Source organism: Psychrobacillus sp. FSL K6-4615 (assembly GCF_038008225.1).
Lineage (GTDB): Bacteria > Bacillota > Bacilli > Bacillales_A > Planococcaceae > Psychrobacillus > Psychrobacillus psychrotolerans.
In genome coordinates this window covers 2,382,051-2,398,606 of the sequence record NZ_JBBOYQ010000001.1, presented here as the reverse complement: position 1 = coordinate 2,398,606, position 16,556 = coordinate 2,382,051, and the positions used below count along the sequence as shown (strand labels likewise).

The window sequence follows — 16,556 nt, the reverse complement described above, 5'->3', positions numbered from 1 at the left end:
AAACGCAATGTCCTAGGGGATTTGTTGGAATAATACATGGTGTAAAGTTTAAACAGAGAAGGGTGAAATAAATTGGAACAACTAAGTCAAATTATTGAAAAGCTAAAAATAAATGTTCTTTCCATAGAAGATGTGCCTAATTCATTTAGCTCCACTGTATATAGAGTGGAACAGATTAATAAAGAAATAGTATATTTGAAAATCCCCTATTCCAAATTGAAACTAATACGTGAATATGAAGCGATAGAAATCTTAAGTGAAGCGCTACCTGTTCCTAGATTATTGGAATATTGGGAAGGGGATGATAATATTCCAGGTGCTATGTTGCTGTCAGAGATGAAAGGGCAGCCAATCACTGGAAATGTGAGTGAAGTATTAGCCTATGATATTGGCGTCCATCATGCAAAAATGCATAATGTGACTCCACAAGAAGGTAATTCCTTTAAAGGGATTTCTAATGTGTATGAACAATGGTCGACTTTTATGAAATCGCATTTTTATGGATTTGCGGAAGATGTAAAAGAGGTGATACCAGTTGACTTGTTAAAAAAATCTATAGAGCTGTTTGAAGAGCAACGTAAATGTCTGCCTCATTCAGATGGACCGAGCTTTATACATATGGATTTCCGTCCGGCAAATATTATTATTCAGGACAACCAAGTATCTGGAATTATAGATTTTGAAAGTGCTCGCTTTGGTTCGACGGAAATGGATTTCACCAAAATAAATCGTGATATTTTCACTAAAAACTCCGGAACATTAGAAGCGTACAAAAAGGGGTATCAATCTATTCGTCCATTAATAGATCTAGAGGTTATCTTGCCGTTTTATCGTTTTACAGATGCGTTTAATTCACTTGGATGGTGTAAACGCCGTGGAATCGAAAAGCATCAGCAGTTTTTTGATGAAAATTTTGTTATTTTAAAATCGATATTACAGAGTGAACGATAAATGATGAGAATTTTTTTGATAGGGCTGTGAATAAATCAGTAAAATTACTAATAAGTCCATAAAGGTGTATGCTTATTTCTAAGTTGAAAGAATTTATTCAATTCCAATCAATGCGGGAACAGGAATTTCTCACAAAGGAGCTTATGGTATATGAGAGAAAAACTTATGGAAATGCTAGATGCACGTAAAGATGAAATGATTCAGATTCGTCGCTATTTACATGAACATCCTGAATTATCATTTAAAGAAGAAAAGACCTCTCGATATATTGCGGAGTTTTACAAAGGTAAAGGTGTAGATGTACAAACGAACATCGGAAATGGTTATGGAATTATTGTAACAATAGTGGGGGCAAAACGAGGAAAGACTATAGGGTTACGCGCAGATTTTGATGCGCTTCCGATTGTCGAAGAAACACCTGTACCTTTCAAATCGAAAAATGAGGGTGTCATGCATGCATGTGGACATGATGGTCATACAGCTTATTTGTTAGTTCTGGCAGATTGTTTAATACAACTGAAGTCTGAGCTAGCTGGAACGGTAAAAATAATTCATCAGCATGCGGAAGAAGTACCACCAGGTGGTGCGAAAAGTATTGTAGAAGCTGGTCTGTTGGATGATTTAGATGAAGTATATGGGATTCATTTACTTCCAATTGCTCCTGTTGGAATGGTTGGGTACAATAAGGGCTATGCTTTCAATGGTAGGGCATATATGAAATTGAAAATACAAGGGCGAGGCGGGCATGGTTCATCGCCTCACTTAGCAAATGATGCAATTGTGGCAGGGGCACATTTTGTAACTGCTGTTCAAACTATTATAAGCCGAAGATTAAGTCCATTTGATATTGGTGTGATCACCATTGGGTCGTTTGATGGGGCTGGTACCTTTAATGTTATTAAAGATAGCGTAGTACTAGAGGGTGATATTCGTTACATGACAGAGGCAACGAAAGAAACGATAGAACGGGAAGTAAAACGTCTTGTCAGAGGACTTGAGGAGGAGTTTGATGTAAGTTGTGAACTTACATATACACCCGACTATCCACCTTTATACAATAATCCTGAACTTACAGAGAAAGTAGCGGTAACATTATTAAATGCGAATGTGAAGGAAATTACAGAAGTAATGGAGGTCCCACCAATGGCTCCTTCTGAAGACTTTGCGTATTATGCGGAAAGGTTTCCTGCTTGTTTCTTTTATATCGGGTGTACTCCAAAGGGTGTTGAAGAACCATATTTCAACCATAACCCTAAATTTGACATCGACGAAGATGCACTGTTAGTGGCAGCAAAAGCTGTTGGACAAGTTGTTTGTAGCATGCAAGAATAAAACAAAAAGAGTCATTCAAATTAACTTTTGAACGACTCTTTTATGATATAAGTGTAAGTGTAAGTGTAAGTTACAAGTTTTTTCTATTCCTTATTGAACCAAAGCTCATCTTTGTTATCAATTTCACCATTATAATTAATCAGAATTTCGTCTCCAGCTTTAATATCGACGTAAGCAAAGAAATCGAATGTGTGATTATCAAAATTAATCTCATAGTCTGCATTAGGTTCATATGAATGATTAAATAACATACCATATCCAAGTAGGATGGCAGTGTGATTTATCCCATACTCAAAAGCGTAATCAGCTAGTAAGGTTTTTTCAATATGTTCATGCTGGTCGTTTGGGTATGAAATGACAGGTGCTTCATGAAAAAGCTGTCCTTTTTTGATATCACATGTAGCAAATACCCCTCTATTAAACTCTCCATCACTTAGTGGAGATACTTTTACCTCAATCATGTTTGTTCTCCTTCTCACTATTAAATATTCTATCTAACTGTAACATTAATTTGCACATTATGCTCTGTTTTATGTGAATTTCGTAATTATATGAGGTAATGTTGGCCAATTAACAAAACAAAAAAGAGCCCAATATAACTTTGGGCTCCTTCGGTACTGTATTTGTTCTAATTATTCCCCGTCAGCAGGTGGTTCTTCCTCAGGGGGAGTTACAGGTTCTACTACTTCAGGAGGAGTAACGGGTTCTACAACAACAGGAGGCGTTGTAGGCTCTTCATTCTCTTCCGGTGCTGTTGGAGGCACTATTGGTTCTGTAGGTACTACAGCTTCTATGGATACTATATTAGATGCGGCAGATTCTAATCCTGTGATATCGACAGCAACAGCGATAAATTGGCCAGCTCTATTAATAGGTAGACTGTTTCCGGCAGCTTCTTTAGTGGATGAGAGTAGAGTTCTTTGTCCGTTTATAACTTCATAAACTCGATACCCTACAACATCTCCAGAAGTCGAATTAGACCAAGTAATCGTCCCATTAGACATTGCAGCAGACACTGCGGCTGGTGCACTGCCGTCAGCATTAAATACTTCCTCAGACACTACATTTCCTCCAAAGGTAGATTTGGCAGGGAATAACTTAGAAGCATTACCTCCAAATTTACCAAGCATCCGATTGATAAAATCTTGGTTTACTCCATACCCACCACTAACTACAAATTCCCCTGGAGTGGAATCGAGTGCGCGATATCTGTTTCCGTTTATTTCTACATAGGAAGAAGAGATTAAACTATCATCCTTTGCAGTTGGTAATAAAACAGCTGCATTAAATAAATCTGACTTCACTAAACCTGCTTGTGAACATGCATCTGACACTGCTAATCCTGAAATCCCACAGAAGGATCTAGTAACGACACCTTCAGGAGCAGTAAAGTTATTTGGTGCATCTACTAATTCAGAATTTACATCATACATTGCGTTCATCATATTAGACCAGAGCATATTGATACGCACGCTTGGATGATTGTAACGATTATTCATATAATATAAGGTTTGGGTATCATCACCATAACCCAACCAAACTCCTAAAGAAATATTAGGGTTATAGCCAACTAGCCATGAATCATTATGATTCTGTGTTGTACCTGTTTTTGCGCCAAAATCTGATTGGAATTTCAACCTAGCTTTTGCTAGTTTTGCAGTACCTTCAGACATAACATCTCTTAACATATCGGTAATAATATATGAAGTAGCAGCACTGAATACTGGCACAGGTTCCACTTCGTGTTGATAAATAACATTACCGTCAACATCTTCAATTTTTTCGATCATATAAGCATCAATAAACTGCCCGTTATTTGCAAATGTTCCAAAGGCATTTGTATTTTCCTCGAGTGTTGCACCATTTGTCATTCCACCAATAGAGAGAGCATGATTAGCATACTCTGCTTCATCTATATGCTCAAATCCCATCTTTGTTAGGAATTGAGTTGGCTTGCGATCCATGATTAAATCGTATAATCGTATCGTTGACAAGTTTTGTGAGGTTGTCAAAGCATCTCGAGCAGAGATAATACCTAGCTCTTGTTCAGTTGTATAGTTTGATGGTGATTTTGACCACGTAGTACTACCTAATTTTTCTAGCTTCAAATCGACTACGGGACTACCAGCTCCAATTACACCATATTCAATCGCAGGAGCATAGACGAGCAGTGGTTTGATGGTAGAACCTATTGGCCGGATACCTTGTGTAGCACTATTTTGGGCTTCAATTTTATGATCTCGTCCACCTAAAAAGGAAAGTATTTTACCCGTACCATTTTCAATCATCATCCCACCAACCTGAACAGGGAAGTCTTTTACCACTATCTCTCCTGAATCTTCATCCTTTACTTCCTTCTGGAAGGTATGTCCGTAAAATTCAAATTCATCTCTTACTTTTAACATAGCTTCATACATCTCTTTATTAATAGTGGTATGAATGCGGTAACCATCTGTACTAATGGAACGTTGTGCTAAAATATCATACTTTTGATAAAGCTTTTTTTCATTATCTAATCGAGCAGGATCAATTGAATCGGCTTCTGCAAACTGATCTCTTAAAATTTCTTTCACTCTATTTTCCACTTCAGCTGTTAACCAAGGATACTTGTCTTCAGGAAGTGTTTCTGGCTCTCTAAAATCTTTCGTAATATCGTAGCTCACGGCATTCTTATATTCCTCATCCGTAATATAACCAGTTTCATTCATTCGGAATAAAACAATTTTCATCCGTTCAATCCCAAGTTGGAGAGCTTCTCCTTCTTTTATCTCTCCACCTTGTCTAAAAGGAGTATAAGCAAATGGAGCTTGGGGAATACCAGCTATGTAGGCTGCTTGTGGTAAAGTCAGATCTTTTGCTTTTACATTAAATATTCCATTCGCCGCTGTTTCAATTCCAGCGATGTTTCGTCCATTTGAATTTCGGCCGTAGGGGATTATATTCAAATATGCTTCTAATATTTCTTCTTTGTTCATGAAGTGTTCTAAGCGCATAGCTAATAGTATTTCTTTTGCTTTACGTTCATAAGAAACCTCGTTGGTTAAAATTTGGTTTTTGATTAATTGTTGAGTTAATGTAGAACCACCAGTTTGTGTATCAGAGTTGGATACATCTTGAAGCAATCCGCGGAAAATTGCTTTAGGAACAATTCCCTTATGTACTTCAAAGTATTCATCTTCCGTCGCTAAAACTGCATCTATTACATAAGGAGAAACCTCTGATAGATTTGTTTCTGTTCTTTCTAAATCAGTGCGTAGTTTACCTAAATACACGTCTCCGGCAAAGTAAACTTCCGATGTCTCTTCATAGTTAAAGACAGCACTGCGCATCTCATCTTTACCACGAAGTGGTTCTTCTTTTACCAATGAAGCAAAATATCCTGCGCCTACAGATAAACCGAATACTCCGAGTGTCAGGATACCCACTATAAGAAGTAAACTTAAATTCCAGATGACACTAGAAGAAACTCTTAATCCCTTAGCCCATTTAGTAGACTCCCACATATCAATTTTTTCTTTGTATCTCTGTATATTTTCTTGCCATTTCTTCATTCAGTTCTCGCCCCCTAAATCTTGAATTATTATACCATAAGCCTAATTGTTAGACGATAGTTATTGACATACAATGTAGATTAGGTAAAATAGATATATATTTTAACGAAGAAAAGTCCGAAGTAGTAATTATACATACTGTGAAGAGAGCTAGCGGTTGGTGAGAGCTAGTCAGTGTATTATGCGAATTACAGGCTTGGAGTTAAACGTACTCACAACGATACGGTGATTGAAGCGGAGGGAATAATTCCTTCAAGCTGGGTGGTACCGCGCTAATTGATTAAGCGTCCCTGCATGATTTTTTATCATGTGGGGACTTTTTTATTTTAAGGAGGCAATATTAATGACGAATTTATTGGATGATTTAGCTTGGAGAGGTCTTCTATACCAACAAACCGATGCTGAGGGCATGGAACAGCTTCTTAGTAAGGAAAAAGTATCATTATACTGTGGAGTAGATCCTACAGCAGATAGCATGCATATAGGACATATTGTACCGCTTCTTACTTTAAGACGTTTCCAAATGCATGGACATAGACCAATTCTTTTAGTTGGTGGTGCAACTGGAATGATAGGGGATCCCTCTGGTCGTTCAGAAGAACGCCAATTACAAACGACAGAGCAGATTGATTTGAATGTTCAAGGTATTAAAAAACAAATGGAGCAAATTTTTGATTTCAATACCGATAATGGTGCACAAATGGTGAATAACAGAGATTGGATCGGCTCTATGGATGTTATTGAATTCCTGAGAGATTTTGGAAAACTAATTAACATTAACTATATGTTGGGAAAAGACTCTATTTCTTCACGTTTAGACACAGGACTTTCTTTTACTGAGTTTGCCTATACGCTAATTCAGGGAATTGATTTTAATCATCTATACGATCATTTTGGGTGCCGAGTTCAAGTAGGGGGTTCTGACCAATGGGGAAATATTACTACTGGTTTAGAGGTAATTCGTAAAACACATGATGACAATACAAAGGCTTTCGGTATTACAATACCATTAGTAACGAAAGCTGATGGGACCAAATTTGGTAAGTCTGCATCAGGTTCTGTTTGGTTGGATGCAAAGAAAACATCCCCATACGAGTTTTATCAGTTCTGGATTAATACAGCAGATTCAGATGTTATTAAATACTTGAAAATCTTCACCTTCTTGGAACGTGAAGAAATTGAAGCTTTAGAAGTTACCGTTGAAAACGAAGCCCATTTAAGAAAAGCACAAGCAACTTTAGCAGAGGAAATGACTCGTCTAATCCACGGACAAGAAGCATTGGATCAAGCAATTCGAATTTCACAAGCATTATTTAGTGGCAATTTGAAAGCCTTAACTGCATCAGAAATGAAAGATGCATTTAAAGATGTACCTTCTGTCGAGATGACAAAAGATGAAAAATCTATTGTTGACTTCATAGTAGAGGCTACGGTGTCACCATCTAAGCGCCAGGGACGAGAAGATGTAACAAATGGTGCTATTTCTATTAATGGAGAAAAAGTCACGGATGTTGCATATGTAGTAAGTGCGGCAGACCGGTTAGAAGATGAGTTTATGATTATTCGTCGTGGTAAGAAGAACTATAAAATGATTAAGTTTGTATAAGATAAAAGCTACTTCCCAATACTATAAGGGAAGTAGCTTTTTATTAGTTAAAAACCACCACGTTCATCTACGTGATGATTATTTTGTCCATCTTTAACTTGTAACTGTTTCTTTTCGTGCTCGTTTAACTTTTGGTATTCTAAATAACTTTCTCCTGTAACATTGTCTTTTTTCTTCTTATTAGATGTATTAACCGATTTATCTGTTTTCATAGAAAATCCTCCTGTTTTTTAAAAGTTCTTCGTTAGTATTGACCAGTTTTGTGTAATTAGTCACAAATTTAACAAGAAGATTCAAAAAGAAAGTATTACTAGTTAAAAAAGTACATGAAATAGTATAAAATGATAAATAGGATAAAAGTTTGGAAATATAAACACATTTTTTTATTATTAGATTGAGGGGACGTTATTAGTGAGTGCAAAGAGATACCTGTTACATCATTTCGATGACTTTTTTGTTGTTCTATTCGAAAAGGATAACAAAGCAAATAAATTAGTTATCTTAAAAGACAAATTTACAGTGAATGCAAAAGAGGGAGATTTATTAGAGGTAGAGATAAATCAAGATAAATCAGGTTATAATTTTAAAATGCTAGAAGAAGAAACAGATAATACGAAAAAAAGATTATTAGACTTAATTGAGAGTATGAAAAAGAAATAACTCCCGATTTTAAAACTAATCTCAATCAGTCTATACACCTTTCTGTTGGAAAGAGGAGAAGATTCCTCTAACATCCTAGAGGTGTTTTTTATATACAGATACTATTTCAATAAAGAAAAAAGCCTATGGAACCTTGTTTTATCAAGGTTCCATAGGCTTTTAATATCACTCTTTGCAGAGCAATAATATTAACGAGAGTAGTACTCAACGATAAGAGCTTCGTTGATTTCAGCAGCTAATTCTCCACGTTCTGGGTTACGAACGAAAGTACCAACTTTGTTGTCTGCATCAAAAGTTAAGTATTCTGGTACGAAGTTGTTAATTTCCATTGATTCATTTACAACATCAAGGTTTTGAGATTTTTCACGAAGAGAAATTTCTTGACCTGCTTTTAAACGGAATGAAGGAATATCAACACGTTTACCATCAACCATAACGTGACCGTGGTTTACTAATTGACGTGCTCCACGACGTGTACGAGCAAGACCTAAACGGTAAACAATGTTATCAAGGCGAGTTTCAAGAAGAATCATGAAGTTTTCACCATGTTTACCTGGCATTTTACCAGCTCTATCAAATAATGTACGGAATTGACGTTCGTTAACACCATAAGTGTGACGAAGTTTTTGTTTTTCTTGTAATTGCATACCGTACTCAGTTAATTTTTTGCGTTGGTTAGGACCGTGTTGTCCTGGTGCGTAAGGGCGTTTTTCTAATTCTTTACCAGTACCGCTTAGTGAAATACCAAGACGACGTGATAATTTCCATGATGGACCTGTATAACGAGACATATATGTCTCCTCCTCTATGTTGGTTTTATTTTGTTGTAAAATAAGACCAGATGTATTCAGACTAGCAGACATTTTGTTTTCATGTATCATCGCCCTAGCAGCCGAGGGTTACGGGATACACCATCTATAGTATAGAGGAACAAAATGAGCAATCTAGGCCATACAACTGCTGCATTTATTTTACACAAATTTTATTGTATCTCTATATGTATCCAAAGTCAAACGATAATCAAATTCAAAAATTATTACAGAAATAGCATAGACATATAAAGGATAAATAGGATAAAATATAGTTATATTGAATTATCGGTAACTGTGCTAAAAGTATCATAATTTACTCTTGGAAAGCTGAGAGGTGAACTAATGGAAAGTGAAAATACAATTATCGGTTTTAAAAGTAGAATACTTGACATTTGGAATGAAAATGTATTCACCCATGAATCCAGTATTAAATGGTTTGATGACTTGAAAAATATCTTATTTGAATTTTTTGATATACAAGAAGCAAAGTATTACATATATGATGCGGAAACTTTTTTACAACTTTCATGGAATCACTCTTTTGCGAAAAAGCTCAATGCTATTAAATGGGAAGAGATAGAGCCATTGTTCTATGATAACGACGTAATAGATGCTCACAAAATACAACTAAAAGATTCTACTGGTATTGACGTAGCTTTATTATTACGAGATAAAGAATTGCATCCATTAGGATTAATCATAATGGAATCCTCAGAAAAGTGGATAGAATTTTCAAAAACACCTCAACTAGATATATTCTTGACTACTATTACTAAATTAGTTAAAACGATTAGAAAATCTGTATATTTAACACAGCAGGAGAGCCAGTTTAGAAATTTGTTCAATGTAACGAAAATGTTTAATTCGACATTAGATATCGGTCAAATATTAGAGGGGACATTAAACTCTATTGAAATAGCATTTCCAAAATTTAAATCTATACTTATTTTATCAAATGATCAGGATCGTAAAACGTCTGCTCCATATAAATTATTCGATTATACAACAGAAAGAAATACTACCGTGGAGGCATATGTATCTGGTGAAATAACGACAGAATTAGCGCAAGATTTAGGTGTAAGATTACTGAATATTCCTATTGTGGGGAAGCAAGGTATCTATGGTATTTTACAAATGTCCACACCTTTAGACTATTTATTTTCAATTAGACAAAAAGAATTTGCAGTTTTACTTGCTAGAGCGGCTGGCAATGCATTAGAAAATGCTAAACTATACATCCAATCACATCGGTTAGTTTCGGATCTACAATTAATCAACGAAACTTCGCATAAATTGAACATGAATTTATCATTAGATGAGATGGTTGTTTTTTTACGCAATCAATTAATGAAGTTTTTCCACCCAGAGCATGTAGGTTTTGTGTTTATAGAAAATGACGAATATAAAATATCACCAGCAAGTACGGATGTATTTCATACGATGGAAGGGCATCTTTATATTCAATATGTCACGAATCACTTTAAAAGTGAGAAGGATTCTTTATTTATCGCCGATTTCAATCGTCTAATAGAGTCAAAATATGAGTACCGCTCATTAGTGACAATTCCTTTAAAAGAACAAAATACTATAACCGGGTTTAGTATAATCTTGCATAAGGAACCCTATTTTTTCTCTTTTGACAACTACAAATTAATGCAGTCTTTGATACAACATTCATCTTTAGCTATAAGTAATTCTACATTAAGATACAAGCTACAAAAAATGGTGGAACGAGATCACTTAACGAATCTTTTTGCACGAAATTATTTAGATAGGTTCGTTGAAGATGCGATGGAATCAGATGACCAAGGTGTCTTCGTCCTTATTGATATCGATAACTTTAAACGTATTAATGATACACATGGGCATCAAATTGGGGATGAGATTCTAAAACAAATAGCAAGAGTCATACAAGGAATGATTAAAAACAAAGGAGTTAGTGCGAGATGGGGTGGAGAAGAGTTAGCCCTCTATTTATCTCATATGTCCCTAGAGCAAGGAGTGGAAATGACCAAACAGTTACTGGCGGCCATTCCTCAAAAGACAAACCCTTCTGTAACAGTGTCTATTGGTATATCGCACTGGTCTCGAAGTGATAATTTGAGTTTTAATAATCTCTTTCACAATGCGGATACAGTATTGTACGAAGCAAAAAATAATGGGAAAAATCAGCTATGTATTTATAAGGCATCTCACTCTTCTTGATGAGGTGTCTTTTCTTTTTAAAGAATTCCATGTACACTATATGTAAGCGTTTACAATAAGGGGTGTTTTTATGAGTAATTCAAATTTTTCAAAAGAGACAATGTATATCCATACGGGGTATAAAACTGGAGATCATCAAGATAGCCTAGCTGTTCCACTTTATCAGACGTCGACATTTGCATTTGACACAGCGGAACAGGGTGAAAGAAGGTTCGCAGGGGAAGAACCAGGGGGAATCTATTCAAGGTTAGGGAACCCGACCGTACAAGTATTAGAGGAACGGATTGCCGCAATGGAGTTAGGGGAAGGCGCACTAGCTTTTGGTTCTGGAATGGCAGCGGTGAGTACTATATTAGTTCACCTTACTAAATCAGGTGATCATATCCTATGTACGAGAGGGATTTATGGCTGTACATTTGGATTGTTGAAAATTTTGAAAGAAAAATATGATATTTCACATGACTTAAAGACTTTAATGACTGAAGAAGAGATAGAAAATGCTATTAAACCAAATACAACTTGTATTTATATAGAAACACCAATTAATCCAACGATGGAAATTGTGGATATCGAGCAAATAACAAAAGTTGCTAAAAAACATGGTATTCCGGTAGTTGTAGATAATACATTTTCCTCCCCATACTTACAAAATCCGATAGAACTAGGAGCAGATTTCGTACTGCATAGTGCGACAAAATACATTAATGGGCACGGTGATGTTATTGCTGGAATTCTAGTAGGAAGAGATAAAGGGGAAATGGAGACAATTCGCGGTACTGTACAAAAAGACTTTGGCGGCATTATTTCGCCATTCGATGCTTGGCTATTAATACGCGGATTAAAAACATTGCATGTTCGCATGGACAGACATTCGGAAAATGCTAGTAAAGTATTCGACTTTTTAAAGGCACATCCATCTGTTGAACATATCTATTATCCGTTTGATGTAGATAATCCACAATATCATGTAGCGAAGAAACAGATGAAAGCCGGTGGCGGTCTTATTTCTTTCTCTATAAAAGGAGGGGTGAAAGAGGCACAAAAATTAATGAATGAACTAAAACTGATAAAAATTGCAGTCAGTTTAGGAGATGCTGAGACATTGATCCAACATCCTTACACAATGACTCATTCTGTTGTACCGGAAAAAGAAAGATTAGAGATGGGGATAACAGGCGGCCTGTTAAGACTTTCTGTAGGGCTTGAGAACTCTAGTGATATTGTAGAAGATTTACAGCAAGCTTTATCTAATATGTAAAAAGTGGGAGGAGATATCTCCTTCCACTTTTTGCTGTATAATAAGAGTCTTTTTAAAAGACGTGGAGCTTTTATGAGGGAACATCTCTATGTGTCTAAGGGAAGGGATATGCGAGTCTGAATAATTAAGGAGGTAAATGGTAATTTTATTTTCGAATAATCCGAATGAAACATACTCAACCATTGTGGAAAAAGAAAACGGTGTCGGAAGTAAGAATACTCCCGGTAACCATTTGCAAAGAGATCTTAGCTTCTTATTTTCTCGCAGACCCTCTGCTAACTAAAGCACTAAACGTGGTGTGTTTATAAATGGAAGGCGAAGTCATAGCAGTTAGCAGAGCTCCGTAATTGAGGGAGAATGCAACTTCATCACCCGATTTTAAATAATTATTATTAGCATCCAAAATAATGTGATCACTACTTGAACCAATTATCTCAAGTGGGAGGAGGGGTGTTAATCCAGAGACGAGGACATCTTGTCGCCCAACACCCACAATTATTCTTCTAATTATTCCGTTGTCCGGAAATGATATAAATTCTCCAAAAGCATTTTTACCCCTCATGCCGGTCGGTACAGAAGGCTTTAGTTTCGACTCAATTACTTCCGCAAAAAAGGAAAATGCATCTGTGAATAAATTGGGAATAGGTTCGCCTTTTACCGTCTCACAGCCTAAAAATATAGATTCACCAAGACGCATATTATTGACTTCTCTTACATCCGTTGTATTCATAAGCCAATTATGGTTTGCGGAGTTCCCCCCTGATACATAAGGGAAGGGAATATTGAACTTTCGTTTCATTCTTTTTACGAGTGAAGAAAACAATTGCATTTTGTGCTCTGTAGGGATGACTCCACCAAAGCAAGCAAAGTTTGCACCAATACCCGCAATTTGAATATTAGGGAATATAATCACTTCTTCAATAAAGGCAGCAACATCATTTAGCAATATGCCTTCTCGTAAATCTCCCATTTCAACCATTATAATAATTTGATGTATTTTCTTCTGTTTCTTCGCTTCAGCTGAGAGGGCACGAACAACTTCGATTTCTGTATTCATACTAATATCTGCAAACTCTATAACTTTTTGAATTTCACTCATTCCAGGAGTACGTAATAATATGAATGTTGCTTGTAAATTTGCCATCTTCATTTTTTCTATATTAGAAATTTTGGAATCTGCAATACTCTTAATCCCACTATCTATCAGCACTTTTACTACTTCTGGTTTGGCAAATACCCCTTTGACGACTCCAGTAATATGAACGCCTTTTGCTTCATACAACTCTCTTAAAGTTGTCGCATTATGCTTAATTTTATCTAAGTTAATTTCAATTCTAGGGTTAGATGCCATTTAAGATACAACCAGTTTCGCACTGTTTTGTAGAGATGGGAAAAATTCAATAATAGAGTCAATTATATTATCAGAACCTGTAGTTAACAAATCCGTTACTGGTAGTTGGAAGGTTTGCTCATATTCACGAATAGTAGTATTAACTTCCTGATGATCCATACCTTCATGATTAAGGGTAATACCGATTACTTTTGTCTCACTGAAATGCTCAATAAGGTCTATCTCACTTTGGACACTCGGCATGTTCACAAAAGGGAAATCTCCTAGCACTTTTCTTTTTGGGGGATGTTGTAAAATAACAGCTTTTGGTCTAGACCCTCTTAAAATACCACATGAACTTGCATAAGCAGGATGACTTAGAGCGCCTTGTCCTTCAACAATAATAATATCAGGATTATCTGTATTATTTGCACGTACTACTTCACTTTCAAGTTCACCAATAACGTATTGTAATGGAAAAGCATCCATTGCAAAGCCATAAGCAGCCCCTTGTATAAGCCCAGTTTGTCCGGTTGCTATAAAAGCAGTTTTATATCCTCTTGCCTTCAATGCTTTTTCAATAATCACTGCAGATGTTCGCTTCCCACAAGCCCCATCGGTTCCTAAAACTGTAATAATAGGAGTGGTTACTTTAAGGATATCACCGGTAAATAACTTCCAAGAATCTTTTGGTTTAGGCTTTCGAATATCTTGGATTTCTACCCCATAACGAGTAGCAATGCTCATCATTTCTTCATCTTCTGTAAGAAATTCTTGAAGTGGATTGATAATATGAAGACCAGCTTGCATTGCGGATATAATAACTTCTCGTTCATTGTCTTTTAAGAAAGCATCTGAGGGGGCGATTCCAAATATGAAATAAGTAGGTTTTTGAGGTGAGCATTCGATAGCATCTTCTAAGTTTTTACACAATGGAATGCCATTCTTTTTGTTATCTAAAAATTGTCCTGAGTCTAGGCCGTTTTTTGTGCTATCGATAACGGCAGTTATAGAATAATTGCCAGGTTCACGTATTAATCCATTGGCCGTCTTTCCATCCATCGAACTAAATTGGGCCTCACAATAAATAATTGCATTTTTCTTCATTGAACTTACCTCCAAGTAAATCTGTTTTCTAGATAAAAAAAGAACATCTGGTACACCCTAATAAAAGGGGAAATAGATGTTCAATAAGAAATAGATTTAGTTTTATTATGACAATTATCAAGCATTTGCTTCAAAGAATTTAGTATACAAGACCTATTATACACCTTTTTTTTCCAAAAGTAAAATATTTACACTGCCTACGAATGAAAGTAGTCCAGGTCACATGAAGTTTACTAATAGTATATCTAAGCTTTTACTGTTTTAGGGATAAGGCAGCTAGTAATTGTAAAAGTTACGCTTTAAGTAAATAAGGCACCCTCTATTCAACATGAACAGAAAGTGCCTTAATATTAATCGTATAACAATTTCAATTTTATATATGCTTCACTAATACTTCGATAAACTGTTCCAGTCCTTCTGCATCCTGCTCGGAGAATCGATCCTTAATAGGACTGTCGATATCCAAAACACCTACTAACTTACCGTCTTTAGTGATGGGAACCACAATCTCAGATTGTGATGCAGCATCGCAGGCGATATGACCTGGATAAGCGTGTACGTCTGGTACGATAACTGTCTCTTGTTTTGTAGCGGCAGCTCCACAAACACCTCTACTCAGTGGGATTCTAACACAAGCCGGTAATCCTTGGAATGGACCTAAGACAAGCTCTCCATCTTCCATTAAATAAAAACCAACCCAATTAATCTGATCAAAAAATTGATTTAATAATGCCGAAGCATTACTAAAATTAGCAATTGCATTAGTTTCTCCCGTTAAAAGAGCGTCCAGTTGTTTAGAAAGCATATTATAATTTGCAGTTACATCTTCAGAGTATGCTGATTTCGTGAACATATTTTCATTCTCCATTCTATAGTAAGTTACTTATATTATTATAAAACTGATGTAGATCTTTTGCTTGATGTGCGTCTGACCCAAAAACAAGAGGAATTTCTAGTTCCTTCGCAAACTTTATATAAGGAAGCGGAGGATACACTTCTAAACAATATGGCTTAGCTAATCCAGCGGTATTAACATCCAGTTCTAGCTGTTGATATTTGATTTCTTTTAAAATATTTACTATATCTTCATGGTCTTGTACTACTTCCGTAAGTGTATGTTGAAATTTATGCACTAACGTAATATGACCTATTCTCCGTGGTTTATAGTCGCCCAGATTACTCGTTATTGAATCTATCAATGTTTTATAATACAATTTATACACAGCCATTGGGCTTCCAAGCCGTTCGACAAATTCTGTGAACGTAGATTTAGAGAAGTCAATACAAGTATAGTCATTTTCAAATTTTAAAAAGTGAACAGATAAAATAGAGTCATCTAAATATTTTCCATATGTATTTAAAAAAGAAGTAATATTTTGTTCAAACCCAGATATAAAATCGACTTCTAATCCTGTAGAAATAACAATATCTTTCTTGTATTCTTTTTTCAACTTTTGTAACTTTGTAATATAAGACTCTAAATGGCTCATGCTCATTCCACTATCCTTATCAGGCGTAGGATCTATAAAACCTAAAGGTAGAGGAGCATGTTCTGTAAATGTAATGGTATCAAAACCACTTTGTATGGCTTTTTCAATATACAGATGAAAGGAATCTTCTGTTCCATGTGGACAATAAGGTGTGTGGATATGCCCATCCTTTTTCAATAAAAATCAGCCTCCAAACTATAGAAATATAATTTTTAAAAAGAATTAACAGTTTTTCTCTTGTTTATGAAACAATA

Annotated in this window: 14 protein-coding genes and 1 other annotated feature; of the genes, 6 read left to right on the top strand and 8 right to left on the bottom strand. The window is 35.8% G+C overall.

All coding sequences use genetic code 11. The features are described 5' to 3' along the window. The first annotated feature begins 72 nt into the window (after nucleotides 1–72). Nucleotides 73–951, top strand: coding sequence for a phosphotransferase family protein (locus MKX53_RS11900; RefSeq protein ID WP_340911474.1), 879 nt, complete (start codon nucleotides 73–75; stop codon nucleotides 949–951). Between the two features lie 150 nt (nucleotides 952–1,101). Next, complete coding sequence (locus MKX53_RS11895) at nucleotides 1,102–2,283, top strand: amidohydrolase (protein WP_340911473.1); 1,182 nt, start codon at nucleotides 1,102–1,104, stop codon at nucleotides 2,281–2,283. Nucleotides 2,284–2,366: 83 nt separating this feature from the next. Here the strand turns inward: MKX53_RS11895 and MKX53_RS11890 are convergent, their stop codons facing one another. Next, nucleotides 2,367–2,744, bottom strand: coding sequence for an SET domain-containing protein (locus MKX53_RS11890; protein WP_093536856.1), 378 nt, complete (start codon nucleotides 2,742–2,744; stop codon nucleotides 2,367–2,369). A gap of 171 nt (nucleotides 2,745–2,915) precedes the next feature. Beyond that, a complete protein-coding gene (locus MKX53_RS11885) occupies nucleotides 2,916–5,834 on the bottom strand; it encodes a transglycosylase domain-containing protein (protein ID WP_340911471.1) in 2,919 nt (972 codons plus the stop codon). Between the two features lie 99 nt (nucleotides 5,835–5,933). After that, nucleotides 5,934–6,129, top strand: a binding site (T-box leader). Between the two features lie 48 nt (nucleotides 6,130–6,177). On the opposite strand from MKX53_RS11885, the gene tyrS reads away from it, so the two are divergent. Then, entirely contained in the window at nucleotides 6,178–7,440 is a 1,263-nt protein-coding gene (gene tyrS, locus MKX53_RS11880) for a tyrosine--tRNA ligase (protein WP_340911467.1), read from the top strand. A 47-nt stretch (nucleotides 7,441–7,487) separates the two neighbouring features. Here the strand turns inward: tyrS and MKX53_RS11875 are convergent, their stop codons facing one another. Further along, nucleotides 7,488–7,652, bottom strand: a complete 165-nt coding sequence (locus MKX53_RS11875) for a hypothetical protein (RefSeq protein ID WP_340911465.1) — start codon at nucleotides 7,650–7,652, stop codon at nucleotides 7,488–7,490. A 199-nt stretch (nucleotides 7,653–7,851) separates the two neighbouring features. Here MKX53_RS11875 and MKX53_RS11870 point away from each other — a divergent pair, with 199 nt between their 5' ends. Then, entirely contained in the window at nucleotides 7,852–8,100 is a 249-nt protein-coding gene (locus tag MKX53_RS11870; RefSeq protein ID WP_175496237.1) for a DUF3006 family protein, read from the top strand. Between the two features lie 188 nt (nucleotides 8,101–8,288). Here MKX53_RS11870 and rpsD read toward each other — a convergent pair whose 3' ends face one another. Then, nucleotides 8,289–8,891: a 30S ribosomal protein S4 gene (rpsD, locus tag MKX53_RS11865; protein ID WP_093536861.1), complete on the bottom strand. Its 603-nt coding sequence runs from the start codon at nucleotides 8,889–8,891 to the stop codon at nucleotides 8,289–8,291. Nucleotides 8,892–9,254: 363 nt separating this feature from the next. On the opposite strand from rpsD, the gene MKX53_RS11860 reads away from it, so the two are divergent. After that, entirely contained in the window at nucleotides 9,255–11,117 is a 1,863-nt protein-coding gene (locus MKX53_RS11860; protein WP_340911464.1) for a sensor domain-containing diguanylate cyclase, read from the top strand. Between the two features lie 70 nt (nucleotides 11,118–11,187). Next, nucleotides 11,188–12,375 (top strand): methionine gamma-lyase, encoded by a 1,188-nt coding sequence (gene megL, locus MKX53_RS11855; protein ID WP_340911461.1) that lies wholly within the window; start codon nucleotides 11,188–11,190, stop codon nucleotides 12,373–12,375. Between the two features lie 253 nt (nucleotides 12,376–12,628). On the opposite strand, the gene MKX53_RS11850 is transcribed toward megL, so the two are convergent. The 4 genes from MKX53_RS11850 to hisJ all read right to left on the bottom strand — a co-directional run bounded on the left by MKX53_RS11850 (nucleotide 12,629) and on the right by hisJ (nucleotide 16,479). Further along, nucleotides 12,629–13,726, bottom strand: a complete 1,098-nt coding sequence (locus MKX53_RS11850) for an alanine/ornithine racemase family PLP-dependent enzyme (RefSeq protein ID WP_340911458.1) — start codon at nucleotides 13,724–13,726, stop codon at nucleotides 12,629–12,631. Further along, the gene (locus tag MKX53_RS11845) at nucleotides 13,727–14,812 is read right to left on the bottom strand and encodes a DUF1611 domain-containing protein (RefSeq protein WP_340769727.1); all 1,086 of its coding nucleotides are present in this window, start codon (nucleotides 14,810–14,812) and stop codon (nucleotides 13,727–13,729) included. A gap of 373 nt (nucleotides 14,813–15,185) precedes the next feature. Further along, nucleotides 15,186–15,665 (bottom strand): GAF domain-containing protein, encoded by a 480-nt coding sequence (locus MKX53_RS11840; protein WP_093536866.1) that lies wholly within the window; start codon nucleotides 15,663–15,665, stop codon nucleotides 15,186–15,188. A gap of 16 nt (nucleotides 15,666–15,681) precedes the next feature. Further along, nucleotides 15,682–16,479, bottom strand: a complete 798-nt coding sequence (gene hisJ, locus MKX53_RS11835; RefSeq protein WP_340911454.1) for a histidinol-phosphatase HisJ — start codon at nucleotides 16,477–16,479, stop codon at nucleotides 15,682–15,684. Between the last annotated feature and the right edge of the window lie 77 nt (nucleotides 16,480–16,556).

What these genes read in the sequence shown, in the direction of transcription:
- MKX53_RS11875 (WP_340911465.1), bottom strand. Translation starts at nt 7,652, where the DNA reads ATGAAAACAGATAAATCGGTTAATACATCTAATAAGAAGAAAAAAGAC.
- megL (WP_340911461.1), top strand. Translation starts at nt 11,188, where the DNA reads ATGAGTAATTCAAATTTTTCAAAAGAGACAATGTATATCCATACGGGG.
- MKX53_RS11885 (WP_340911471.1), bottom strand. Translation starts at nt 5,834, where the DNA reads ATGAAGAAATGGCAAGAAAATATACAGAGATACAAAGAAAAAATTGAT.
- rpsD (WP_093536861.1), bottom strand. Translation starts at nt 8,891, where the DNA reads ATGTCTCGTTATACAGGTCCATCATGGAAATTATCACGTCGTCTTGGT.
- MKX53_RS11895 (WP_340911473.1), top strand. Translation starts at nt 1,102, where the DNA reads ATGAGAGAAAAACTTATGGAAATGCTAGATGCACGTAAAGATGAAATG.
- MKX53_RS11890 (WP_093536856.1), bottom strand. Translation starts at nt 2,744, where the DNA reads ATGATTGAGGTAAAAGTATCTCCACTAAGTGATGGAGAGTTTAATAGA.
- tyrS (WP_340911467.1), top strand. Translation starts at nt 6,178, where the DNA reads ATGACGAATTTATTGGATGATTTAGCTTGGAGAGGTCTTCTATACCAA.
- MKX53_RS11840 (WP_093536866.1), bottom strand. Translation starts at nt 15,665, where the DNA reads ATGTTCACGAAATCAGCATACTCTGAAGATGTAACTGCAAATTATAAT.
- MKX53_RS11850 (WP_340911458.1), bottom strand. Translation starts at nt 13,726, where the DNA reads ATGGCATCTAACCCTAGAATTGAAATTAACTTAGATAAAATTAAGCAT.
- MKX53_RS11845 (WP_340769727.1), bottom strand. Translation starts at nt 14,812, where the DNA reads ATGAAGAAAAATGCAATTATTTATTGTGAGGCCCAATTTAGTTCGATG.
- MKX53_RS11860 (WP_340911464.1), top strand. Translation starts at nt 9,255, where the DNA reads ATGGAAAGTGAAAATACAATTATCGGTTTTAAAAGTAGAATACTTGAC.